Genomic DNA, 22,149 nt, shown 5'->3' with positions numbered 1-22,149 from the left:
TGGATACTTATGGACGAAAAACAAAAGAAACAATCATTCGATGAAGAATTCGCCCCTGAAATTTCACCTGGATATCGGCAAGATGTACATAAGCCACCTAAATATAAAAACACTTCTTTTTTAATGGGCATTACCATTTTCGCAGCTGTATTACTCGTGCTCATCATTTTCGTCTATTTTTAAGGAAGGGTGGTCTATTATATGAAAAAACAAGATTCAAATCGTTCAAAAAGAACTGTTAAAACAGAAAAAGGATATGCAGGAGATTCTGTTCATACACTGAAACAAGTTGAGCAAGGAAATTTATACATTGCTCAAAAAGAACTTGGTCAACAAAATGAAAATCTTTAAAGTCCCTCTGCTTCTAGAGGGTTTTTTATTGTACATATTGTTTTTGTTCTAACACCATGAATAAATTATTAACCTTTACAATTTTCATGTCATAATTTAATTTCATTTCACTTCTCTTGCCATTTTCAATACCAGTAACGTACGCTACAGCATGATAGCGAAAACTCTCATCTGTCTCTTCACGTATCTCTTCGTTTGTAAATTTATACTCTAAATCCCGAAAACGGTTTGGGTAATAATTTTCTATTAGCTGTTCATACCCTCTATTTACAAATATTTCTTCACCTTTTCGTTTCACATCTTCTTTATTATTAAACTCAAACACTGCTAGTTGCGCTGTCACAAAGTGTTCTCCTACATTTTTCTTTTCTTTATGAGTTAAAGTTTCTATACTTTTGTTCTTTAATTCCTTATTTAACTCGTAGCGATCTATCGGTTTAAAAGTGGAAAAAACCTCCTCTTTATATGACCAAAACAATCCAAAAGCGATACATAGAGAAATGATTAATATTCTTTTCTTCGTAATGCACCCCCCCCTCCTCCATAATGATAGTTATATTTTAACATATAGAAAGAAAATTCTGATATCATAAAGTGGAATAACCTACCTTTAACTTAGAAACGAGGAACAATTATGGACTCTTACAAACAATATATAAAAGAAGCTCTGCCCGGTCTTTCTATACATTCATATAAACAAAATGAAGAAGGTTGGGATAATATAGCGGTTATTATAAATGACGAACTACTATTTCGTTTCCCGCGAAAACTTGAATATGCACAGCGAATTCCGTTAGAAAAAGAACTGTGCACTATTCTTTCTCATTCATTACAAGAAATTGCAGTCCCTAAGTATAAACTATTGTATAAGAATAATTGTAATACCGTTCCATTTTGTAGCTATTATCCTCTCATTCACGGTGAACCGTTAACAACTGAAATAGTTACCGAGCTAGAGAAAAAAGAATTGAAAGCAATCATTACACAATTAGCCACTTTCCTTGCGGCTTTACATAGTATTCCTTTAAAACGTACTGAAACGCTAGGGTTCCCTATCGAAAAAACACTTACCTACTGGAAAGAACTACAAACAAAATTAAATCAATATCTTACTAATAGTCTTACTTCATTACAGAAATTAGCCTTAAATCGTTTATTCGAAAGTTTCTTTACCTGTATAACTAAATCTACCTTTCAAAATGCAATCATTCATGCCGACTTTACACATCATCACATTTTATTTAACAACCTGCACAAAAACATTTCAGGTGTTATCGATTTTGGAGATGCTCAAATTGGCGATCCCGCTTTTGATTTCGCTGGGCTATATTATGATTTCGGTCATGAGTTTACTACATCTGTATATGAACAATACAGTGCAGTTATTTCTCACCGCGATCCATTACTCATTCACCGCATCACTACCTTTTATCAATACAGCCCTTTACTACATAACCTTATTTATAACATTGAAACAAACAATGAAATAACATTAAAGAAGAATGAAGAACAGCTTAAAGCAATACTACAGGGACGAGATTAAATTCTCTCCCTATACTCTCTCTCCTCATACATCATTAATTTTTTATCCATTTCAACAATAACTTTATACAATTGAAACGCCTGTAAAATTTGCAGTTGAATTCCAAAAGGAGCATTCTGTTCTTTTAACCATTGAAATACTTTCATTTCATCTTTCATTGATTATTCCCCCCTTTATTAATCTGCTACAAATATACGGTAAATGATGAAAAGCTTTTCATGTCAATAACAAAAAAGGATGCAAATTTGCATCCTTTAATGTACTATATTTTTCTTCTGCTTCGCTTCTTTCTTTACTTCTTCCCTTTGGCATTCACTACGAAACGCACAACTCATACACTCATAACGAAAATGACGCTCTGTATAGTGCTCAGGTTGCTGCAACATTTCTTTCATTCTAAATAAATCATCCATTCCAGTTATAATATCTTCCTGCTTTGGAATGTACTCATACTTAGTTCCTTCTATTAAATTAATAACTTCAATTTTCCCTGGAAGAATACCGAAAGCTTTATAACTGAATACTGTCATTAGCTTCTGACAAAGAGCAAGCATTTCCTCATCCGCATCGACAACATACTTTTTAATTACAAACGATTCAGTACTCCACTCACCAACTTCAAATGTCAATGACATGTGGACACCTAACTCTTCCATATATGTTTGAAACTTCTCATATAAAAATAACGGCGGTGCCTGACTATCATCCCTTTCAACAAACTGTAATAAGTGATCAGTTAGCTTCGCTAAAACAATATAGTACTCCGCCTTTGAAGCAAACATATTAATCCTTACTTTTTTCCAATACTTTTCTATTAATATTAAAAGTACAATTTTCGTTTGTTGGCCCGCAGGTAGCGTGTAATATTCATTAATAATTTGATTCACAATCATTTGCGCTATTTGTTGCCATTCAAATGAAGAAGGTTCTCTTCTTTTTATATGACGGAAATAAAATTTGTGTGGACAACGCATAAAATCATACAAATGGTAATCTGTCATCGTTTTGATTGAGATTTTTTCATGCAATTGCTCTTCATCTCCCTTCTGCCATTAAGAAAGGTGTTTTACGAATTCAGCTCCAAACTGTAAACATTTTTCTACATCTTCATCTTCTGGCGTTAATTCTACTTTCAATCCTTCTAACACAACTGCTGCCCCGCGCTCCTGTAGCTTTTCTATTAAAATATCAACCGCTAACCCGTATTTCGGATAAGCCGAATCACAAGAACCGAATGCAGCTGCTTTTTTACCAGTTAAGTTAATAGAATCCATTGCATCATAAAAATCTAAAAAATCATCAGGAAGATCACCATCTCCCCAAGTATAAGCACCTAAAATAATACCGTCGTATTGCTCTAATATAGAAGCTTCTGGTGTATCCATAATATCAATTACTTCAATCTCATTTTCTGTTTCACGAATCGCACTCGCAATATGGTCAGCCATTTCCTCTGTATTTCCACTCATACTTGCAAAAATCATTACTAACTTACTCAACTGAACCTCTCCTTTTACCTTGTATCTCTTTTTCTGTTTGAAGTGTACTCTTCTCACCTACATATTCAGAACGAATTATATTTCGTTGCCATTCAATATGCTTATCAACATCTTTATTTTTTAATTCCCTTCGTAAAAGGTGAAATGTTTTTCTCATTAAGGTTCCTCATCTATTTTATTGATAATAATTATCAATTTCAATTATACCATTAGATTAATTGAAATTGATTATCAAAGTCAATAACTATTTTTTTAAAAATAGTTAAAATGTACAAGCTTGTCCGTTAGCTATTCATATACTATAAATGAGCATAGTTCTTTCTCAGCCCTCTCTGACGGAAGAAATAAAAGCAACTGCAATAGAGTGCAGTTGCCTTTTTTTATGCTTTATCAATTTCTAGTAGTCTTATAGTTGCCTCTAAAAATAGTTCCACTCCATTAATTAAAGCCGATTCATCCACATCAAATTTCGGATGATGATGTGGATAACAAGTATCAATATTTTTATTCCCTGTTCCTAATTTAATGAAACAACCAGGTGCTTTTCTTAAATACGCTGAAAAATCTTCCCCTCCCATAGAAGGTTCAAGATGCACAATACGCTGATTTCCGAACAATTTTATCGCACTTTTTTCTACTATTTTCGTAATGTACTCATTATTAACAACTGGATCATATCCGTAACGATACGTATATGTATAATCTCCCCCATGTGCTTCTGTAATTCCTTTTACAATTTGCTCAATTTTCTCTTTTGCTTCCTCTCTTAATGTTTGATTAAAAGATCGAACAGTTCCCATTAAAGCTGCTGCACTAGGAATGATATTATCGGCCATCCCCCCATGAAATTGTGTAACTGACACTACTCTATGCATAAAAGCACTTGTATTTCTTGATACGATATGTTGTAAATTTGTAATAATTTGTGCTCCGATAGCAATAGGATCTATCGTTTCTTCTGGTCGTGCCGCGTGACCACCCTTTCCTAAAATTTCAATTGTAAATACGTCTGGTGCTGCCATCATAGGGCCATATACAATTCCTATCTTTCCACTTTCTAATCCAGACATAACGTGCAAACCTACTACATAATCGACGCCGTCCATAACACCGGCCTCCACCATTTCTTGTCCACCACCGGGATACACTTCCTCTGCGTGCTGAAAGAACAGACGGATTTCGCCTGCAAAATCTTCCTTCATATTTGCTAGCGTCTCTGCTGTACTTAATAAAATAGCTGTATGTGCATCGTGCCCGCATGCGTGCATTACACCTTTATTAACCGATCCATATGGCTTTAGTGTCTCTTCTTGAATTGGTAATGCGTCTATATCAGCTCGAATCGCAACTACTTTTCCTTGTTGCCTTCCTCTTTTAATTGCTAGCACACTGTACTGCGTTGGTCTCGTTACTTCAAAAGAAGAAAATGAGCATAATGTTTCATATATAAATTGCGAAGTTTCTTTTTCATGAAACGATAATTCCGGATACTTATGGAAATGCCGTCTCCATTTAATGATATTTTCCTCTGAAATAACACTCCTCCACTCTCTTTTCATAATAATTACCTCCTTTTAAAAGGCTCTATACCTTGAAAATGTACTAAGTACCCAGTGATTATTAACCCACTCCAATTCAGGAATAACAAAACAAATATTATATTTTCTCGCCTTCTCACAATCCACTTTTATACATTCACACAATCCACTTCCTATTTACATGTCAAACCCATTACAAATTCATGCTGAATGTAATATAATTGCTAAGTTAGGGATTTTCTTTTTTAGTATTTAGTGCTAATATCAGAAAAGAGCCTTTTGACTTATTTTTACCTAAAATGTGGGATTTTGTTTTTTTCACAATCATGTAGGACATGATACCTACAAAGAGCTATTATTTCATTAAGCGAGGGAAAGACATGGAAAGATTAAAAGAGATATGGTCTCAACCACTCACACAATGGGTTGCAAAGACGGTTTATTACCTTGCAATTTTATTTGCATTACTTTGGTTGTATGGATTCCATGATACAAACACAAGTACATTTATTTACAATGAATTCTAGGGTGGGAACGTTATGAAGTTATTAGAACAAATTGAAAAGTGGGCTGTAGAAACGCCTGATCAAACCGCTTTTGTTTGGCGAGATGCGAAAATTACGTACAAACAATTAAAGGAAGATTCTGATGCGTTAGCACATTGGATTTCTTCTGAGTATCCAGATGATCGTTCACCAATTATGGTTTATGGCCATATGCAACCTGAAATGATTATTAACTTTTTAGGTTGTGTAAAAGCTGGACATGCTTACATTCCTGTAGATTTATCTATTCCAGCTGATCGTGTACAACGTATTGCTGAAAGTTCTGGTGCGAAATTACTGTTATCAGGGGCAGAAGTAACGGTAACGGACTTACCAGTTCGCATTACAAGTGAAGATAACTTAAAAGATATTTTCTTTACTCATAAAGGGAATACTCCAAATCCTGAACATGCGGTAAAAGGTGATGAGAACTTCTACATTATTTACACATCAGGAAGTACAGGTAATCCGAAAGGGGTTCAGATTACTTATAACTGTCTTGTTAGCTTTACAAAATGGGCTGTAGAAGATTTCAACTTACAAACAGGGCAAGTATTCTTAAACCAAGCACCTTTCTCATTCGATTTATCTGTAATGGATATTTACCCATCATTAGTAACAGGTGGTACACTTTGGGCAATCGATAAAGACATGATTGCACGTCCAAAAGACTTGTTTGCTTCTTTAGGGCAATCGGATATACAAGTATGGACTTCGACACCATCTTTCGCAGAAATGTGTTTAATGGAAGCCTCTTTCTCTGAAAGTATGCTACCAAACATGAAAACATTCTTATTCTGCGGTGAAGTGTTACCAAATGAAGTAGCTAGAAAATTAATTGAGCGTTTCCCGAAAGCAGCAATTATGAATACGTACGGTCCAACAGAAGCTACTGTTGCTGTAACAGGCATTCACGTTACAGAAGAAGTGCTTGATCAATACAAATCACTTCCAGTTGGCTACTGTAAATCAGACTGTCGCCTTCTTATTATGAAAGAAGATGGTACAATTGCACCTGACGGTGAAAAAGGTGAAATCGTAATTGTCGGTCCAAGCGTAAGCGTTGGCTATTTAGGAAGCCCTGAATTAACAGAAAAAGTATTTACCATGATTGATGGTGAGCGCGCCTATAAAACAGGTGATGCTGGCTATGTAGAAAATGGTCTTCTATTCTATAATGGTCGTCTTGATTTCCAAATTAAGCTTCATGGTTATCGAATGGAATTAGAAGAAATCGAACATCATCTTCGCGCGTGTTCTTACGTAGAAGGTGCAGTTGTTGTTCCAATTAAAAAAGGTGAAAAATATGATTACTTATTAGCGGTTGTCGTTCCTGGAGAGCATTCGTTTGAAAAAGAATTCAAATTAACATCTGCAATCAAAAAAGAACTCAATGAGCGATTACCAAATTACATGATTCCACGTAAATTCATGTATCAATCTTCTATTCCAATGACACCAAATGGAAAGGTAGATCGCAAAAAATTATTGAGTGAGGTTACAGCATGACCGCATATGGATCATTTTATTTTTTCGCTATAGTAGGCATTTTATTAATACCTACTATCATAGCTGGATTAAAAGGTAAAATGTTGCGTAAATATAATGCCGTTTTAACATTAGTAATGCTCGTTATTATCTTCTCTGATAAACCGAAGCAAGCAATCATGTTAGCCGCATTTATTATTTGGCAATATGCCCTTATTAAAGGCTATTTAATTTTAAGAAAACAAAATAATAGTACATTCACGTTTTGTATAGCTGTTATTTTATCGATTTTACCGCTTATTTTGGCAAAAATCGCACCGTTTGTACCTGAATTGCATTTTATTGTTTTCGCAGGTATGTCTTACGTAACATTTAGAGCTGTACAGATGGTCTTTGAAGTTCGTGATAATTTAATTAAAGAACTTTCCTTCTTTAATTTCTGGGAATTCGTTTTATTCTTCCCTGCGATTTCAAGTGGACCTATCGATCGTTACCGTAGATTCCAAAAAGATATTCAAAAGCCGCCTAGTGCTGAGGTATATCAAAAGTTACTATATACAGGGATTAACCGTATTTTCCAAGGTTTTCTGTATAAATTTATAATCGCGCACTTGATAACAACATATCTTGTAAAGGCAGTATTCGCCAATCAAGATACACTTTTATCTAATGTGATTTTTATGTACGCTACTAGCATGCAGTTATTCTTTGACTTTGCAGGTTATAGTGCGTTCGTAATTGGTATCAGTTACATGATGGGAATTAAAACTCCAGAAAACTTTAATAAGCCATTCCTTAGTCGTAACATTAAAGACTTCTGGAACCGCTGGCACATGAGTTTATCATTCTGGTTCCGTGATTTTATTTACATGCGTTTCGTCTTTTTTGCAACGAAGAAAAAGTTAATTAAGAACCGTTACACAATTTCGTATATCGGTGCATTTTTAAACTTTTTCATTATGGGAATTTGGCACATCCAAGGAAGCGCTGTTGCGCAGTATGTTATTTATGGTCTATATCATGCCGCACTGTTTATTTTATTCGATATTTTCGAACGAAAAAACAAGAAGCATAAGTTTTGGCCAAACAATAAATTTACACACGTCCTTGCGATTGTAATTACGTTCCACGTTGTATGTTTCGGTTTCCTGATCTTCTCTGGACACCTTAACAGATACTTTTAATGCACCCTTCTTATCCCATTAAGAAGTTGCACATATAATATATTTCGGATATAAAGGAGATTTTAAAAATGGCAGAATTCAAAGAGCAAGTATTAGATATTTTAGAAGAAGTATGTGAAAACGATATTGTGAAAGAAAACTTAGATGTTCAATTATTTGAAGAAGGTATTCTTGATTCTTTCGCTGTAGTATCTTTATTAGTAGAATTCCAAGAGCGTTTAGAGATTGAAGTTTCTATTTCTGATTTTGACCGCGATGAATGGGCTACACCAAATATGGTTATTAAAAAGTTGGAAGAAATCCGATGAACAAAGTAAAATTTGGTCCGATGCTTTTAGCATTGGCCCTTTTTGCTGTATTCTTACTTATTCCAACGCGCTTCCTACTTCCACTTTTAAGTGATGAGAAAGTAGAACAAGCTGCGACTTCTTTAAAAGAAGAAAAGATTCAAAGTATGATTTTACAGCAAAAGATGTTAGCAGACCCGAAATATCTTCCGATGTACGGTTCATCGGAATTCGCACGTATGGATGCTTTCCATCCATCGAATTATTTCAAAGTAAAGCCTGAAGGATTCACACCATTCCTACTTGGGCGCGGTGGAACACAAGACCTTGTACATGTATTAAACTTCGCATCTACAATGGATCAATTGAAAGATAAGAAAATGATATTCGTTCTTTCTCCGCAATGGTTTGTACCACAAGGTATTGATGAGACACACTTTGCACCTAACTTTTCAAAACAACAAGGTTACCACTTCATTTTCAACGATGATTTAAAACCTGAAATGAAAAAACAAATTGCAAAACGCTTATTAAACTTTGAGATTGTTAAAAAAGAAACTTTATTAAAAATTTCACTTGAAGGTATCGCCTACGATGATACAAAGTATAAAGTAAAAGCACTTGCTGCTAAACCTTTCGCTTATATTTATCGTAACATTCTAGATCGTAAAGACTTATTTACAGCTATGTTTAATATTAAGCCACATAAAGAACAGCTTGATCCATCATTGAAACAAATGAACTGGGAAGAAGCTCGTAAGCATGCTGATCAAACAGGTGCAGTAGAATCAAGCTCTAACGAATATGGTATCGAAGATGATTACTTCAATAGCAAAATTAAGAAGAAATTAAAACAACGTGAAGGTTACTTAAAAAATGATGCTTATGACCAATCACCAGAATATGAAGATTTACAAATTGTACTTGATTTATTAAAACAATCTGGCGCAAAACCGCTCTTCATTTCTGTTCCTGTAAAAGGTCCTTGGTATGATTACGCTGGCTTCCCGAAAGAAAAACGCGAATTATACTACAATAAAGTTCATGAGCAAATTAAGCAAGCTGGCTATCCAATTGCTGATTTCTCAAATCATGAATATGATAAGTACTTCTTAAAAGATCATATGCACTTAGGTTGGAAAGGCTGGGTTTACATCGACGAAGCTATCCAACAATTTTATAAAGCAAACTAACGAAAAGACCGCTTGAATTATTCAAGTGGTCTTTTTTTATATACATCTTGTAATTGTTCAATTACGTTCTCTGCTTCTTTCATGACACGTTTCACTACGTGCTGAGCTGATTCCGTTCGTGCTAATGATGATGCTTGTCCCGCCCAAAGCGACATATACTCTTCCTTATTTTGCTTCGCTGCTTCTTGACGTATTTTTGAAGTTAATACGTTTTGCACTGGATACATCGGTAAATTCTCTTCTCTTCCTTCATGTTTCTCTATAAATTCATTACGAATACCCCGTGCATATTTCCCGGAAAACGCACGGGTTACCGTTGTACTCGTATCTGTACTATGTAAAATCGCCTCTTTATACACGTCATGCGTAATACTTTCTTCACTCGTTAAAAAGGCTGATCCCATTTGAACAGCCTCTGCCCCTAACGCAAATGCCGCAACAAGCCCTTGCCCATTCATTACACCACCTGCTGCAACAATCGGGATATGAGGTACTTCCGCTACTAATTGCGGGATTAATGCAAATGTACCAATCATCGCATCTTGTTCTTTCCCAATAAACGTTCCTCTATGCCCTCCTGCCTCGCTACCTTGCCCGACAATAATATCTACCCCTAACTTAGCAAGTGCTTTCGCTTCCGCTACATGGGTAGCTGTTCCGATAACTTTTATCCCTTCCTTTTTCAAATCATCTATTTCTTCTTTTTCTAACGTTTGAAATGCAAAACTAACGACTGGTACCTTTTCCTCTAATAATACTTGTAATTGTTCTTTATAGCTTTTTGGAAGTTTTAAAGTCTTTTCTTCCTCTATACCTAATTCTCTATTCACTCCACTAAGTAATACTTTCGCCTCGTTTACCTTCTCTTCTTCTATCTGTATCTCTTTCGTTAAAAGTAAATTAACACCGAAAGGCTTATTTGTTAGTTCCCTTATTTTATAAATCGCTTCACGGATTTGTTCTGGACTCATATACCCTGCTCCAAGCGTACCTAATCCTCCGCTATTACTCACAGCTGCAACAAGTTCTGACGTTGTAATCGCTCCTGCCATACCTGCTTGAATAATCGGATACTTAATTTGTAATATATCTATTACTCGACTTGTAAACATCATTTTCCCTCCTACTTTCCCTATACCTTCTTTATATGACATGCTTTCCCCTTCTTTTACAAGGATTGAACTTTCGCTCAAGCGAATATATTGAAAGAGAAGGAGGCTGAGAACAATGATTTATCCAAATGCGTTGCAAAAAGGTGATACAGTAATGGTTATTGCACCGTCTGGCCCACCAACACTTGAGAATATATTAAAAGGTGTGAACGTATTACAAGAGATGGGATTATCCGTAATAATTGGAAAGAGTGTTTATGAAAAATATGGATATTTAGCTGGAAGTGATCAAGTTCGTCTTGATGATATACATGAAGCATTTACAAATACTGAGGTCAAAGCAGTCTTTTGTGCACGAGGTGGTTACGGCAGTGCTCGTCTCCTCCCTTACATTCAATATGAAATCATTCAACGGAATCCAAAGATTTTTTGGGGATATAGCGATATTACGGCTTTACATACTGCCTTTTCACGTTATGCGGAGCTGGTTACTTTTCATGGTCCAATGATTGAAGAATTAGGAAAAGGTATAGATTCTCTCTCCTTATCTTCTTTCAATCAACTATTCCATCCGTATTCATCTATCTTATATGCATCAGAATGTATCGTACCTACCTCTCCATGTACAGTTACAGGCACATTAGTTGGAGGGAATTTAACTGTGTTAACAAGTATAATTGGCTCGCCCTATGAAATAAATACATCAAATAAACTTTTATTGCTTGAAGATATTGGTGAAGAACCGTACCGCATTGACCGGATGTTAAATCAACTACTTTTATCTGGACAGTTTAATGAATGCAGCGGCGTTATTTTTACAAGTTGTCACGACTGCAACCCTTCTAAGCCATCTCAATCATTGCAAACAATATTATATGAATATTTCACGCCATATAATATACCTGTGTTATTCGGTTTACCGATTGGACATATAAGTCCAAATATCGGTATTCCCCTCGGAGCTACAGCAACAATAAATACAACTAACAAAACTGTTTCTATTTCTTCTGGTATATCCACTCCATGTTCAAATTAAAAAGGAAAAGCTGCTAAGCTTTTCCTTTTACTTATAATAATTAAAAATCCGTCCAGATGAGATATCTGAAATCTCTTCTGGAATAAATGTTTTACTTATATCAGTACCAACATTTAATACAGCTGTTGCATCCTTCTCAATGCCACCAAATAATTCTTTTCCACGTATCGTAATAAGGGGCGTACCTTCTGGCAACACATCTTTTACAAATTTCAATTGTGTAAAGAACGGAACGATCCATCTACCCTCTCCTTGGAAATGACGCAAACGAAGTGTTCCTTCCGTTGCCCCGTCTTCTGCTTCAAGTGAACCAGCAACATAAAACTCCGTTGATAAGAGCAATTCATAAAATTCCTTTTGCTTTTGTTTATCCTCTCCTGCTAAAACGAGTACTTTTTCTATTTTCTTTACTGAAATTTGCTCCATATGATGCCACCCCTATTTTCAAAATGATTATACTTAGATTATACGAAATATTCTTATTTTTTTCTACATAATTCCACAATTATTTTCTTGAAATAATTTTAAAACACCTTCAATCGTAACGATTTTGGCAAATTCATCATGTAAGTTTACAAGTGTCATATTGTGAATGTCCTCTGCACTATACTCTGTCCCGTCCAGACCTTTACGATTGAATGTAGCCGTCGCATCGCTCACTAAATACGTTGTAACCTGCCATCCGTGTTGTAGTCTCCACACAATGATTTGTTGTTAATCCTACAATCACTACCGTATTACATTTTTGTTGTCTTAATTGTTCTTCCAAATTTGTCCCAATGAACGCGCTATTAACGGATTTCTGGATAATTATTTCATCTGGCATTGGTTGCACTTCTTCTTTAAAGTTTACCGTTTCCGCATGTTGATAAAACATCGATTGAACATTTTCTTTATTTACATGTTGAATATGAAAAACTGGTAGTTTTCTTTTTCTCCATTCTTCTAACAAACTTTTCATATTTTCTTCCGCCAAAAGGTTATTCCTCACGCCCCAGTATGGTAAGTTAAATGCTTCCTGTACATCAATGATTATAAGTGCTGCTTGATTAAGCATAATATCCTCCTAATTAATTGGGCTGTAATTGAAACAGAAAACCAAGTTGCTGCGAAGCAGTAATAAAACAAATATAGGCACAAAGCTCTACAATTTCTTTTTCAGTCCAATATTGTTTTAATATATGAAACATATTATCATCTATCGCCTTTTGGTCATGAACAAATGCATGTGCAAAAGTAACGGCTACGCTAATTTCTTCTATTTTTTGTATATCATCCGGCTTTCCCTTTTCCATACAGTACGGACATTCATTCCCAAACGCTAATGTTCTTCTTACTTGCTCCTTTAACTCTACGGAAAGGGCCCCTGTACTATACAGTGTATTCTCTAACGTACTCCACGAATTTAATATATCTGGATTATGACCTAATAATTTTTGAAACTTTGTATCTCCTACATTTGATAATGTAATTCTCTCCATCATTTCCCCTCCTATTTCCTTCTTTTTTATTGTAAAATAAATAAAGTTCACTTTACATTTCATATGAATCTTAATTTTTAATTTTTCTTTACAAAAATTATCATTTTACTGGAGGTATATTTACAAATGCAATTAGACCGTGTTGATCGAAAAATTTTAAATGAATTATATAATGATAGCCGCCTTTCGATGCGTGAATTAGCAAAACGAGTAAACTTATCGGCTCCGTCTACTACAGAACGTGTACGTAAACTTGAAAGTGAAGGGATTATTCAAAAATACACAATCGATATCAATTATAAAAAAGCAGGACTTGTTTTAGATTGTATTTTAGAAATCACTTTAAAAAATGGTGATACAACACGTATGCAACAGTTTATTCAGTCTTATCCATCTGCAAGTTTTTGTTACCGAGTAACAGGAAGCTTGTGCTACATTGTAAAAATCTCTGTTCCTTCACTCGTTGAACTTGAAGAATTTATCAATGATGTTTCTTCATATGCAACGACAGTTTCTCATATCGTATTATCAGAAGTAGCTCTTACTCCGGACATTGAACATATATTCCCAGAAGATTAATTCATCTTTATTCACAAAAAGAGTAAAAACCCCTTACATTAAGAATAAAAATGATATATCATGTATTAAAATACATAAAGTTCGAGAAAGGGGCTTTACATTGAAAATCTGGTTTTATGAAAAAACGGCACAATTAGATGACTTGCTTGGTATTTGGGACAATGTTCCGACCATCCCTCGAATTGGTGAAAAAGTTGAACTTCTAAAAACCGTTCGGATCGTTACAGATATTAAATATGTAAAGAACGGTAATAATTTTCGTGTAGAGATTATTACAAATTAAAAAGTAGCTCTTTAGGAGCTACTTTTTAATTATCTATTATGCGCTTTCTTTATAACAATTTTATCTTCTTCTACAGAAACTGTTACATAATCATTTTCTTCTAACCGAAGCTTATTTACAGCTTCATCAGGTAATTCTACAGCCATCAATCTATCTGTTACTATCACTTGGCTATATATTTCATTTTCTTCTGATGTATTCACTACTTTTTCTTCATTTATGAAACGAATCGGTGGCACACCAACTTCTTTTACTGTACGCCACTGGTTCCAAGTAAAAGGAATGAACCATAATAAACCGATAATCACAAGACCAATGCCGATCCATAAATTACTTTGTGCTTGTAATTCAGTAATCGAGATTGCGTCACTTCCATCTCCACCTACAAATTGCATACTCGTTGCAATCAAATTATTTAGAGCATGCACAGCAATATTCGTCCATATATTTTTTGTCTTTATGTATAGAAGGCACATAATAACACCGAACATGAAAGCACCGATAACATCAAAGTGTCCTAGTCCAAAAATAAGAGAGGATATAATAACCGCTCGTTTAATCCCCCATTTGTAAGCCATTCGCTGCAAGAAAAAACCTCTAAAAATAACCTCTTCCATTATTGGGGCTAATACACATGCTGAAATGAAAGTAAATACCGTCATGTATATGTTACTCGTATTAATTACATTTCCATCTTCTAACATGGTAACTAAGAAATCAGGTAAAGTATGTGCTAAAATATAAAATTGAATTTGGGATATACCGACTGCAAAAACCATTCCCATGATCGTTGCTAATACAATTAACCCCCAATGTAAACGTCCAGGCTTATCAAAAAAGCTTTTAAAAACAACATTATTTTTACTTGTTTTTAAATATAGCCACAATAGTGGAAATGCAAAAAATATTGATATTTGTGACAGCAACTCTATCGTATTGTCAGAAGCACCTGATAAACTTAATGGAATCATCGTCAGGAACATCCCTATAATCATCCATCCAAAAAAACTACGTAGCCTTATACGTGAAAATGCATGTTGCATATGGAACACCTCCAGAGATGATATAAAGTGAAACTTTATTCAGTATTTTATGGGTAGCCCTTCTCCACAAATGGCCGGATAACTAAATTATAATATGAATATAGTTGAAAATCTTCCTATTTTTCTCACTTTATTCCGAATAATATACGTATTAAATTACATAATAACAATCCTATTTGATATACCATATCAATGTTCTTCAACTTAGTTACAATTATGTTCCTAAGTAAATATGTATCTGCCACACTTAAAAGCTACATAAATCAAAAAAGCTGGTTAATAAAAATCCCCGTTAACACGGGGATTTTTTCTACTATAATACGTCACGTTTTTGGAATAATACACTTGATGCTACAAGTAATACAGCAAAATATGCAACCACAAGTAATAATGAAGTTGTAAACGTAAATTCTGTAAATGGTGGTTCTACTCCGCCACTTACTAATTTATTACTGTCGTAAACACTTAAATTTAAATGGAAAAACACCACAAATTTCGCTACACCTTTTGCAAACATCATTAGTACCATATTAATTGGTCCTTGTAAGAAAAATAGGAACATCGTAATAATTAATGGTAATACAGAATTTCTAAATACATTAGCTAAGCAAAATGAAAGAGTTGCAAAGAAGAACGGTGAAAGTACTTGATATAAAATGGACTTCATTACGATTCCTAACGTTACTCCTGTTTTACTACCATCCATTACAATCCCGCCAATAATCATTGCGATTAACGTGCTAGCAAATATGATAAATAATATAGTAAGTAACACTGTAATATATTTAGAGAACAAAACTGTAATTCGTTTTCTCGGACGGATTAATAACTGCTTAATTGTACCTTTTTGGAACTCATCAGTAATTGTACGAGACGCAATCGTAATTCCAAAAATTGTTGCAAATAAGGTAATTAAACCAATCTCTGAACTTACAAAATCTAAATATGATCCTTTAAACTCATTTCCTCCTCCCCATTTCAGCATCGCTAAAACTCCCAAAATCTCCAATGCTGCAATTACACCTATTAAAATGTACATACCTTTTTTCGCATGTAACTTTAAAAATTCATTTTGAATTAATTTAAACATTACGCTTTCACTCCCCCTGTAATCGCTAAGAACTCATCCTCTAACGTTTTATTTTGAACAGTAACACCGTATACGAGTACATCAGCATTCACTAACTGTTTTACAATTTGCGGAATCTCTTCTTTCATTACAGATGCCACAGCTACATTTCCTTGTACTTTACCTTTAATAATTTCGTTCGCTTTTTGAACTTGATCTACTTCAAATGCAACTACAACTGTTTCATCATGCTTCGCTTGTTCATGTAAGTTATACTCTTGTACAAACTCACCTTGCTTTATAATAACTACACGATCACACATTAATTCAATTTCACTTAATAAATGACTTGATACAATGACTGCAATATTTTCTTCTTTCGCTAATCGTTGTAAATAATCACGAATTTGGCGAATACCAGCTGGATCTAATCCATTTGTCGGTTCATCTAAAATTAAGATTTTCGGCTGATGAAGTAACGCCTGCGCAATTCCTAAACGCTGTTTCATACCAAGTGAGTATGTTTTCACCTTTTTATGAATCGCATGCTCTAATTCAACAAGCTTTACAATTTCAGCGATGCGCTCTTTACTAATTGGGGTAATCGCCATGTTCGCAAAATGCTTTAAATTTTGCATTCCAGTCATATAATCATATAGCTCGGGATTTTCTACAATCGCTCCAATTTGCTCTAGCGCCTTTTCACGCTCTGTGCGAATACTATGACCACAAATTGTAATATCGCCTTCTGTCATAGAAATAAGACCTGTCATCATACGAATTGTCGTTGTCTTACCGCTACCGTTCGGTCCAAGGAATCCGTATACCTCTCCTTCTCGAACCTCAAATGATAAGCCCCGAATAATTTCTGTTCTACCGATTTTTTTTCGGACATTTTCTAATTTCACTACTACATTTCCCAATGATGATTCCTCCTTTAAACTTCTAGTTTTTTGTCGATAATATAAGCGATTAAATAAACGATTAAAATACTAGCAATTAGCATAAAACTTATATTAAGAGCATTAAACCCATTATTATTAAACATATCTATAAGCAGATTTCCGCTTTCACTCTTATATTCATCTCTCCGCAACCATTGGAAAGTTGGGATTAATTTTCCTAACAATACGGAGACTAAAGTAAAGGCTATATTTATTACTAAAGAAATAATTACTATCAGTATATTTTGTGCCTTTTTCTTTTTAGTCAGCAATTTAACTAAAGTAACTACTAATAAAATTTGTAACACCGCAAATAAAAACTCAAATAAATCACTCATTGTATATATTAAATTATTAATAATGCCTGCTTGCAAAATCTCTTTTGCATCTATATATACATACGTCGTAGGAAATGCTAATACATAACCTACGTAGAAAAGAATCCCAACTATTCCATACCACATAGCCATCACAATATAAAAGAAGATAAGCATAGAAAACACATATTGTTTCCCAGATAGTGCTGTAAGACGTAACATTGGATTAGTCAGTAAGCGTGAATATGATTTCATTGTTTGTATAAACATATAAATGGCATAAAAAATAAATATAATCATAATGATTCCAAATATGCCCTCTTGTCTATCGATAGCCGCATCACTCTTCCTTACAATCATTTGTGAAAACAAAACAGCTTCAATTAGCACAAAAAGTAAAAAAGCGACAATGTATCTTTTCTTATTCACATTCCACAAATAGGACAATATTGACTTCACTTACTAAACACCTCCTTAAACAATTCATGAACTGCTTTTCCTCTCTGAAAACGAAGTTCTTCTACATTTTCATACAATACAATTTCTCCATCTTTTAAAAAGATTACCTCATCAAAAATATTTTCAACTTCATTTATTAAATGAGTTGAGATTAGTATGGTACAATCTTCTCTATAAAATTGTAGAATGAGATCTAATACGTGTTTTCTAGAAACAAGATCAATCCCGCCAAGTGGTTCATCTAGTACATATAACTTCGCTTTTCGAGAAAATGTTAAAATAATTTGAAGCTTTTCAATCATCCCTTTTGATAATGCTATAATTTTTTCTTCTAACGGTATTTTAAATTCTGCAATCGTATCTACTGCTCTTTGAATATCAAAGTCTTTATAAAAATCTCGATAGAAAAATAGGGCATCTTTTACAGTCATCCAATCATCAAAGACTGGCTTATCAGACATAAATGAAACGATTTCTTTCGTCTCTAACCCTACTTTTTTACCGTTAATTACTATGCTGCCTTCAGAAGGATGCTGCAATCCTGCAATCATTTTTAATAACGTCGTTTTCCCGCTTCCGTTATCTCCAACAAGCCCAACGATTTTTCCTTCTGTAATCTCTATGTTTAACTCACGAATCACTGCTTTTAATCCGTACCGCTTCCATAGATTTTCTATTTTTAATAACTCTGTCATTCGCTCTCCTCCCTTTTCTCATGTAATGAAGAACGAAGGATTGTAAGAATTTCTTCTTCTGAAAAACCTAAATTGTCCATTCCATCTATAAAAGAATGAAGTAATTCTTTCGCCATATCTTTTCGCAGCTCCATAATCTTCTCCCCTTCATTCGTTACATATCGTCCCATTCCTCTACGTGTTACTACAACTCCATCCCGCTCTAACTCTTGAAATGTACGTTGAATCGTATTTGGATTTACTTGTAATTCACTCGCTAATTCACGTACAGAGGGAATTTTATCACCAGGCGATAAATGACCCGTTACAATTTCTTTCTTTATGTATTCCATTACTTGAATGTAAATTGGTGTATTTGGAGAAAACTCGATTTTCATTTCTCCCCTCCTGTCTTAGTGTGTTAGTTAAATAGTACACTAAGACAAATTACATGTAAATACTTAAAACAAAAAATGTAATAAAAAGGCAGTGTAACTTTTCGTTACACTGCCTTCCTGTAATACAATATAAGTAAATCTATTCTAATTATAGTTTCAATCGTTTGAATTCACATATAATCTTATGCGAAATTTATTTTACTTTTACTTGAGTTAGCACAGATTTAAACGTATTAATAACTGTATCTACTTCTTCATAGCTAATTGTAAGGGATGGTTCAATACGAATTGTTTTTGAATTAATTAATGTTCCCGCAACAAGAATACCTTGATCAAACATCGCCTTTGACACTTCATAACCAATCTCGTCTTTATGGAATTCAATCCCAATCATTAAACCTTGACCACGGATTTCAAAGATTTTATCTTCATGTCCTTCTGCTGCTTGTTTCAATCCATTTAAGAAATACTCCCCAACTTCCATCGCTCGTTCCGGTAATTTCTCTTCCAATAATACATGAATTGTTGCAATTGCAGCAGCGCATGCAAGAGGATTCCCGCCAAACGTTGTTGTGTGCATAAATGGATTTTCAAACCAACTTTTGAATACTGTTTCTTTCGCAACAATAGCTCCCGCTGGCATTACACCTCCACCAAACGCCTTCGCAAGACAAATAATATCCGGCACGACATCATATAATTCTGCAGCAAACATTTTTCCTGTACGTCCCATTCCAGTTTGTACTTCATCAAAGATAAGGAGTGATCCAAACTCATCACAAAGCTCTCGTACTTGTTTCAAATAATTTTCTGGAGGTAAAATAATACCGCCCTCTCCTTGAATTGGTTCTAAAATAACTGCTGCAACATCTTCTCCCACTAATGCACATGTCTCAAATGTTTTTCTCATCATATCAATATCGCCAAACGGAACATGACGGAAACCCGGAATTAATGGTAAAAATGGCTTACGGAACATTCCTTTTGCCGTCCCAGATAAAGCACCAAGGCTCTTACCATGGAAAGCACGCGTTGTAGCAATGAAAGTTGTTCGTTCACTATACATTTTTGCTAGTTTTAATGCTGCCTCTACGCTTTCTGTTCCACTATTTGTGAAGAAGGCGTATTTCAAATCACCAGGTGTAATATCCGCTAAAATCTTTGCAAGCATTGCTCGAAGTGGATCCAGTAAATCCTGACTGTGTAATGCTTGACGTTTTAATTGATCTGTCACAGCTTTTACCACTTTCGGATTACGGTGACCAACATTATAAATTCCAAATCCACCTAAACAGTCAATATATCTTTTACCGTTAATATCCATGAAACAAGATCCTTCATCTGACCACTCTACTGCTGCAAATTGTCCATCTTTTGTTACTGTTTTTCTATAAGCAAGAAAACCAGGGTTTACATGCTCTCTAAATCCGTCTACTGTTTCTTTTTGAATCCAGTTTGCCTCTTCTTCAGTAACCTTTTCTTTTTCAATTAACTGTAGTACTTTCGTAATATACTCATTTACATTTGATTCTTTCTCATTCAATTTATTTTTCACGTTCGTTTCCATCTAATTCACTCCTACATTTTTTTTATTTGCAAACCAACCTATTGGCTCTACTTCTAGATTTATATTAATCTGCTTAATTTCTTGAAATTCTTCTAACCCAAACGTCCCTAGACTACGACCTATACCACTTTGCTTATATCCGCCCCAAGGTGCCTCATTGTATGTTGGATGATAACTATTAATCCACGTAATTCCTGCGCGAAGTTTGCGAATCACACGCATTGCTTTTGCACCATCAACTGTAAATACTCCTCCAGCCAAACCATAGTCTGTACCGTTTGCCAACTCAATTGCTTCCTGTTCGTCTTTAAACTTTTGAATTACTACAACAGGACCGAAGATTTCTTCCTGGACAATACGCATATCAGGTTTTACATTGACAAAGACTGTTGGTTCAATAAAGAAACCATCACCTTTTCCATCCTCCATTATTCGTCTACCTCCGCAAGCAACGTTTGCACCTTCGTCTTTCCCGATTTCAATGTAACGCAATACTTTTTCCATATGTTCTTGACTTACAAGTGGCCCCATTTCTGATTCTGGATTATCACCAGGCCCAACGTTAATTTGCTGTGCTCGCTCTACAAAACTATTAACAAATTTATCATAAATATTTTCTTCGACAAGGATTCTTGATCCTGCTGAACATACTTGTCCGCTACCTGCATAAATACCGAATAGAGCATAATCAATAGCGGTCTCAAAATCTGCATCTGCAAAAATAATATTTGGAGATTTCCCTCCAAGTTCTAACGAAATCTTTTTCATATTATCTGCCGCTGTTCTCATAATGTGCTTACCTGTTTTTGTTCCACCTGTAAAGGAAATCATGTCCACTTTATTACTCGCTGCAATTTCATTTCCTACTATTGGACCGGCCCCCATTACCATATTGGCAACACCTTTTGGTAGCCCTACTTTTTCAATGATTTCGAATAGTTTTGTTGCAGTGATTGGTGTCACTTCAGAAGGTTTAAACACAATGGTATTTCCAGCTGCTAAAGCAGGTGCAATTTTCCATACACTCATCAATAGCGGATAATTCCATGGAACAATTAATCCACAAACACCAACTGGTTCTCTTACAACCATCGCTTGCATCGGATCGGCTACATGATATGTTTGACCATCTGGCTTTGTAATCAATCCGGCATAATAGCGAAAACAAGCCGCTGCATCTCCAATATCTCCTTCTGCCTCACGGTACGTTTTTCCATTATCCATTGTTTCAAGGTATACTAATTCTTCCATATTTTTATCAATTTCATCTGCTATTTTAAATAAATATGATGCCCTTTCAGCAGTGGATGTTGCTGACCAAATTCCGCTATCGAAAGCCGTTCTTGCCACTTCTATCGCGTATTTTGCATCCTCAATCGTTCCCTCAGGTGCATATGCTATACCCTTGCCATTCGCAGGGTTAATAATCGTTCTTTTTTCTTGATCACTAGAGTCTCTCCATTCACCGTTTACATACATTTTTAAATCTAGCACTATATTGAATCCCCCTTCATCGATCGTTTATATATTTATAAGCAATTTCCATGCCAATATTTAAA

28 protein-coding genes and 1 pseudogene are annotated in these 22,149 nt (G+C 34.8%); 11 read left to right on the top strand and 18 right to left on the bottom strand.

The features are described from left to right. The first annotated feature begins 9 nt into the window (after positions 1-9). Both ABH957_RS14885 and ABH957_RS14880 read left to right on the top strand, forming a co-directional pair. Entirely contained in the window at positions 10-183 is a 174-nt protein-coding gene (locus tag ABH957_RS14885) for a hypothetical protein (RefSeq protein WP_000343684.1), read from the top strand. A gap of 18 nt (positions 184-201) precedes the next feature. Continuing rightward, positions 202-351 carry a hypothetical protein gene (locus ABH957_RS14880; RefSeq protein ID WP_000743737.1) on the top strand — a complete coding sequence of 50 codons (150 nt, stop codon included), beginning with the start codon at positions 202-204 and terminating at the stop codon, positions 349-351. Between the two features lie 25 nt (positions 352-376). On the opposite strand, the gene ABH957_RS14875 is transcribed toward ABH957_RS14880, so the two are convergent. Then, positions 377-877, bottom strand: coding sequence for a biotin transporter BioY (locus tag ABH957_RS14875; RefSeq protein ID WP_404511511.1), 501 nt, complete (start codon positions 875-877; stop codon positions 377-379). 108 nt (positions 878-985) lie between these two features. Between ABH957_RS14875 and ABH957_RS14870 the strand changes: the two genes are divergently transcribed. Then, on the top strand, positions 986-1,894 hold the full coding sequence (locus tag ABH957_RS14870; RefSeq protein WP_113936998.1) for an aminoglycoside phosphotransferase family protein: 909 nt from the start codon (positions 986-988) through the stop codon (positions 1,892-1,894). Here the strand turns inward: ABH957_RS14870 and ABH957_RS14865 are convergent. The 5 genes from ABH957_RS14865 to ABH957_RS14845 form a co-directional block, all read right to left on the bottom strand. Continuing rightward, on the bottom strand, positions 1,891-2,052 hold the full coding sequence (locus ABH957_RS14865) for a hypothetical protein (RefSeq protein WP_000651005.1): 162 nt from the start codon (positions 2,050-2,052) through the stop codon (positions 1,891-1,893). The genes ABH957_RS14870 and ABH957_RS14865 overlap by 4 nt on opposite strands. Positions 2,053-2,148: 96 nt before the next feature. Then, on the bottom strand, positions 2,149-2,922 hold the full coding sequence (locus ABH957_RS14860; RefSeq protein WP_113936997.1) for a hypothetical protein: 774 nt from the start codon (positions 2,920-2,922) through the stop codon (positions 2,149-2,151). A 24-nt stretch (positions 2,923-2,946) separates the two neighbouring features. Next, complete coding sequence (locus ABH957_RS14855; RefSeq protein WP_113936996.1) at positions 2,947-3,393, bottom strand: flavodoxin; 447 nt, start codon at positions 3,391-3,393, stop codon at positions 2,947-2,949. Then, positions 3,386-3,550 (bottom strand): hypothetical protein, encoded by a 165-nt coding sequence (locus ABH957_RS14850; protein ID WP_181777915.1) that lies wholly within the window; start codon positions 3,548-3,550, stop codon positions 3,386-3,388. Before ABH957_RS14850 ends, ABH957_RS14855 begins: the two co-directional genes overlap by 8 nt. 223 nt (positions 3,551-3,773) lie before the next feature. Then, complete coding sequence (locus ABH957_RS14845; RefSeq protein ID WP_113936995.1) at positions 3,774-4,952, bottom strand: amidohydrolase; 1,179 nt, start codon at positions 4,950-4,952, stop codon at positions 3,774-3,776. 359 nt (positions 4,953-5,311) lie between these two features. On the opposite strand from ABH957_RS14845, the gene ABH957_RS14840 reads away from it, so the two are divergent. The 5 genes from ABH957_RS14840 (at position 5,312) to dltD (ending at position 9,628) form a co-directional block, all read left to right on the top strand. Next, a complete protein-coding gene (locus ABH957_RS14840) occupies positions 5,312-5,458 on the top strand; it encodes a teichoic acid D-Ala incorporation-associated protein DltX (RefSeq protein WP_002011626.1) in 147 nt (48 codons plus the stop codon). A gap of 12 nt (positions 5,459-5,470) precedes the next feature. Beyond that, the gene (gene dltA, locus ABH957_RS14835) at positions 5,471-6,985 is read left to right on the top strand and encodes a D-alanine--poly(phosphoribitol) ligase subunit DltA (protein WP_404511503.1); all 1,515 of its coding nucleotides are present in this window, start codon (positions 5,471-5,473) and stop codon (positions 6,983-6,985) included. Next, the gene (dltB, locus tag ABH957_RS14830; protein WP_404511501.1) at positions 6,982-8,148 is read left to right on the top strand and encodes a D-alanyl-lipoteichoic acid biosynthesis protein DltB; all 1,167 of its coding nucleotides are present in this window, start codon (positions 6,982-6,984) and stop codon (positions 8,146-8,148) included. The genes dltA and dltB overlap by 4 nt, the downstream gene beginning before the upstream one ends. A 68-nt stretch (positions 8,149-8,216) precedes the next feature. Further along, entirely contained in the window at positions 8,217-8,456 is a 240-nt protein-coding gene (gene dltC, locus ABH957_RS14825; protein ID WP_002011622.1) for a D-alanine--poly(phosphoribitol) ligase subunit DltC, read from the top strand. After that, positions 8,453-9,628, top strand: coding sequence for a D-alanyl-lipoteichoic acid biosynthesis protein DltD (dltD, locus tag ABH957_RS14820; protein WP_113936993.1), 1,176 nt, complete (start codon positions 8,453-8,455; stop codon positions 9,626-9,628). The genes dltC and dltD overlap by 4 nt, the downstream gene beginning before the upstream one ends. A 17-nt stretch (positions 9,629-9,645) precedes the next feature. Here dltD and ABH957_RS14815 read toward each other — a convergent pair whose 3' ends face one another. After that, a complete protein-coding gene (locus tag ABH957_RS14815) occupies positions 9,646-10,782 on the bottom strand; it encodes an NAD(P)H-dependent flavin oxidoreductase (RefSeq protein ID WP_002140949.1) in 1,137 nt (378 codons plus the stop codon). 73 nt (positions 10,783-10,855) lie between these two features. Between ABH957_RS14815 and ABH957_RS14810 the strand changes: the two genes are divergently transcribed. Next, positions 10,856-11,776, top strand: coding sequence for a S66 peptidase family protein (locus ABH957_RS14810; protein ID WP_404511499.1), 921 nt, complete (start codon positions 10,856-10,858; stop codon positions 11,774-11,776). A 27-nt stretch (positions 11,777-11,803) separates the two neighbouring features. On the opposite strand, the gene ABH957_RS14805 is transcribed toward ABH957_RS14810, so the two are convergent. The 3 genes and pseudogenes from ABH957_RS14805 to ABH957_RS14795 all read right to left on the bottom strand — a co-directional run bounded on the left by ABH957_RS14805 (position 11,804) and on the right by ABH957_RS14795 (position 13,260). Further along, the gene (locus ABH957_RS14805) at positions 11,804-12,202 is read right to left on the bottom strand and encodes an SseB family protein (protein WP_002135134.1); all 399 of its coding nucleotides are present in this window, start codon (positions 12,200-12,202) and stop codon (positions 11,804-11,806) included. A gap of 63 nt (positions 12,203-12,265) precedes the next feature. After that, positions 12,266-12,833 (bottom strand): annotated as a pseudogene (locus tag ABH957_RS14800) (cysteine hydrolase family protein). Between the two features lie 13 nt (positions 12,834-12,846). Continuing rightward, positions 12,847-13,260 (bottom strand): carboxymuconolactone decarboxylase family protein, encoded by a 414-nt coding sequence (locus tag ABH957_RS14795; protein WP_404511497.1) that lies wholly within the window; start codon positions 13,258-13,260, stop codon positions 12,847-12,849. 123 nt (positions 13,261-13,383) lie between these two features. On the opposite strand from ABH957_RS14795, the gene ABH957_RS14790 reads away from it, so the two are divergent. Both ABH957_RS14790 and ABH957_RS14785 read left to right on the top strand, forming a co-directional pair. Continuing rightward, complete coding sequence (locus ABH957_RS14790; RefSeq protein WP_002011610.1) at positions 13,384-13,836, top strand: Lrp/AsnC family transcriptional regulator; 453 nt, start codon at positions 13,384-13,386, stop codon at positions 13,834-13,836. A gap of 100 nt (positions 13,837-13,936) precedes the next feature. Next, positions 13,937-14,119, top strand: a complete 183-nt coding sequence (locus ABH957_RS14785) for a DUF3913 family protein (RefSeq protein ID WP_000707108.1) — start codon at positions 13,937-13,939, stop codon at positions 14,117-14,119. A 29-nt stretch (positions 14,120-14,148) separates the two neighbouring features. Here ABH957_RS14785 and ABH957_RS14780 read toward each other — a convergent pair whose 3' ends face one another. From ABH957_RS14780 to ABH957_RS14745, 8 genes are all read right to left on the bottom strand, one after another. Continuing rightward, positions 14,149-15,162, bottom strand: coding sequence for a CPBP family glutamic-type intramembrane protease (locus ABH957_RS14780; protein ID WP_404457299.1), 1,014 nt, complete (start codon positions 15,160-15,162; stop codon positions 14,149-14,151). A 313-nt stretch (positions 15,163-15,475) separates the two neighbouring features. Continuing rightward, a complete protein-coding gene (locus tag ABH957_RS14775; protein ID WP_088038202.1) occupies positions 15,476-16,252 on the bottom strand; it encodes an ABC transporter permease in 777 nt (258 codons plus the stop codon). Then, complete coding sequence (locus ABH957_RS14770; protein ID WP_002030591.1) at positions 16,252-17,154, bottom strand: ABC transporter ATP-binding protein; 903 nt, start codon at positions 17,152-17,154, stop codon at positions 16,252-16,254. Before ABH957_RS14770 ends, ABH957_RS14775 begins: the two co-directional genes overlap by 1 nt. A 14-nt stretch (positions 17,155-17,168) precedes the next feature. After that, complete coding sequence (locus ABH957_RS14765; RefSeq protein ID WP_088038200.1) at positions 17,169-17,951, bottom strand: ABC transporter permease; 783 nt, start codon at positions 17,949-17,951, stop codon at positions 17,169-17,171. Further along, positions 17,948-18,646, bottom strand: a complete 699-nt coding sequence (locus ABH957_RS14760; RefSeq protein WP_088038198.1) for an ABC transporter ATP-binding protein — start codon at positions 18,644-18,646, stop codon at positions 17,948-17,950. The genes ABH957_RS14765 and ABH957_RS14760 overlap by 4 nt, the downstream gene beginning before the upstream one ends. Beyond that, complete coding sequence (locus ABH957_RS14755; RefSeq protein WP_201055843.1) at positions 18,643-19,023, bottom strand: GntR family transcriptional regulator; 381 nt, start codon at positions 19,021-19,023, stop codon at positions 18,643-18,645. Before ABH957_RS14755 ends, ABH957_RS14760 begins: the two co-directional genes overlap by 4 nt. A gap of 193 nt (positions 19,024-19,216) precedes the next feature. Next, the gene (locus ABH957_RS14750) at positions 19,217-20,590 is read right to left on the bottom strand and encodes a putrescine aminotransferase (protein ID WP_061675927.1); all 1,374 of its coding nucleotides are present in this window, start codon (positions 20,588-20,590) and stop codon (positions 19,217-19,219) included. Further along, positions 20,591-22,084, bottom strand: a complete 1,494-nt coding sequence (locus ABH957_RS14745) for an aldehyde dehydrogenase family protein (protein ID WP_201055840.1) — start codon at positions 22,082-22,084, stop codon at positions 20,591-20,593. Between the last annotated feature and the right edge of the window lie 65 nt (positions 22,085-22,149).

The sequence above is a fragment of the Bacillus sp. RC242 genome (assembly GCF_044908245.1).
Classification (GTDB): Bacteria; Bacillota; Bacilli; order Bacillales; family Bacillaceae_G; genus Bacillus_A; species Bacillus_A mycoides.
This window is presented reverse-complemented; position numbering and strand designations above follow the sequence as displayed.

Bases quoted from the DNA above. Each gene is read 5' to 3' on its own strand.
- ABH957_RS14885 (WP_000343684.1), top strand. From the start codon at position 10: ATGGACGAAAAACAAAAGAAACAATCATTCGATGAAGAATTCGCCCCT.
- ABH957_RS14880 (WP_000743737.1), top strand. From the start codon at position 202: ATGAAAAAACAAGATTCAAATCGTTCAAAAAGAACTGTTAAAACAGAA.
- ABH957_RS14870 (WP_113936998.1), top strand. From the start codon at position 986: ATGGACTCTTACAAACAATATATAAAAGAAGCTCTGCCCGGTCTTTCT.
- ABH957_RS14865 (WP_000651005.1), bottom strand. From the start codon at position 2,052: ATGAAAGATGAAATGAAAGTATTTCAATGGTTAAAAGAACAGAATGCT.
- ABH957_RS14850 (WP_181777915.1), bottom strand. From the start codon at position 3,550: ATGAGAAAAACATTTCACCTTTTACGAAGGGAATTAAAAAATAAAGAT.
- ABH957_RS14845 (WP_113936995.1), bottom strand. From the start codon at position 4,952: ATGAAAAGAGAGTGGAGGAGTGTTATTTCAGAGGAAAATATCATTAAA.
- ABH957_RS14840 (WP_002011626.1), top strand. From the start codon at position 5,312: ATGGAAAGATTAAAAGAGATATGGTCTCAACCACTCACACAATGGGTT.
- dltA (WP_404511503.1), top strand. From the start codon at position 5,471: ATGAAGTTATTAGAACAAATTGAAAAGTGGGCTGTAGAAACGCCTGAT.
- dltB (WP_404511501.1), top strand. From the start codon at position 6,982: ATGACCGCATATGGATCATTTTATTTTTTCGCTATAGTAGGCATTTTA.
- dltC (WP_002011622.1), top strand. From the start codon at position 8,217: ATGGCAGAATTCAAAGAGCAAGTATTAGATATTTTAGAAGAAGTATGT.
- dltD (WP_113936993.1), top strand. From the start codon at position 8,453: ATGAACAAAGTAAAATTTGGTCCGATGCTTTTAGCATTGGCCCTTTTT.
- ABH957_RS14815 (WP_002140949.1), bottom strand. From the start codon at position 10,782: ATGTCATATAAAGAAGGTATAGGGAAAGTAGGAGGGAAAATGATGTTT.
- ABH957_RS14810 (WP_404511499.1), top strand. From the start codon at position 10,856: ATGATTTATCCAAATGCGTTGCAAAAAGGTGATACAGTAATGGTTATT.
- ABH957_RS14805 (WP_002135134.1), bottom strand. From the start codon at position 12,202: ATGGAGCAAATTTCAGTAAAGAAAATAGAAAAAGTACTCGTTTTAGCA.
- ABH957_RS14795 (WP_404511497.1), bottom strand. From the start codon at position 13,260: ATGATGGAGAGAATTACATTATCAAATGTAGGAGATACAAAGTTTCAA.
- ABH957_RS14790 (WP_002011610.1), top strand. From the start codon at position 13,384: ATGCAATTAGACCGTGTTGATCGAAAAATTTTAAATGAATTATATAAT.
- ABH957_RS14780 (WP_404457299.1), bottom strand. From the start codon at position 15,162: ATGCAACATGCATTTTCACGTATAAGGCTACGTAGTTTTTTTGGATGG.
- ABH957_RS14775 (WP_088038202.1), bottom strand. From the start codon at position 16,252: ATGTTTAAATTAATTCAAAATGAATTTTTAAAGTTACATGCGAAAAAA.
- ABH957_RS14760 (WP_088038198.1), bottom strand. From the start codon at position 18,646: ATGACAGAGTTATTAAAAATAGAAAATCTATGGAAGCGGTACGGATTA.
- ABH957_RS14755 (WP_201055843.1), bottom strand. From the start codon at position 19,023: ATGAAAATCGAGTTTTCTCCAAATACACCAATTTACATTCAAGTAATG.
- ABH957_RS14750 (WP_061675927.1), bottom strand. From the start codon at position 20,590: ATGGAAACGAACGTGAAAAATAAATTGAATGAGAAAGAATCAAATGTA.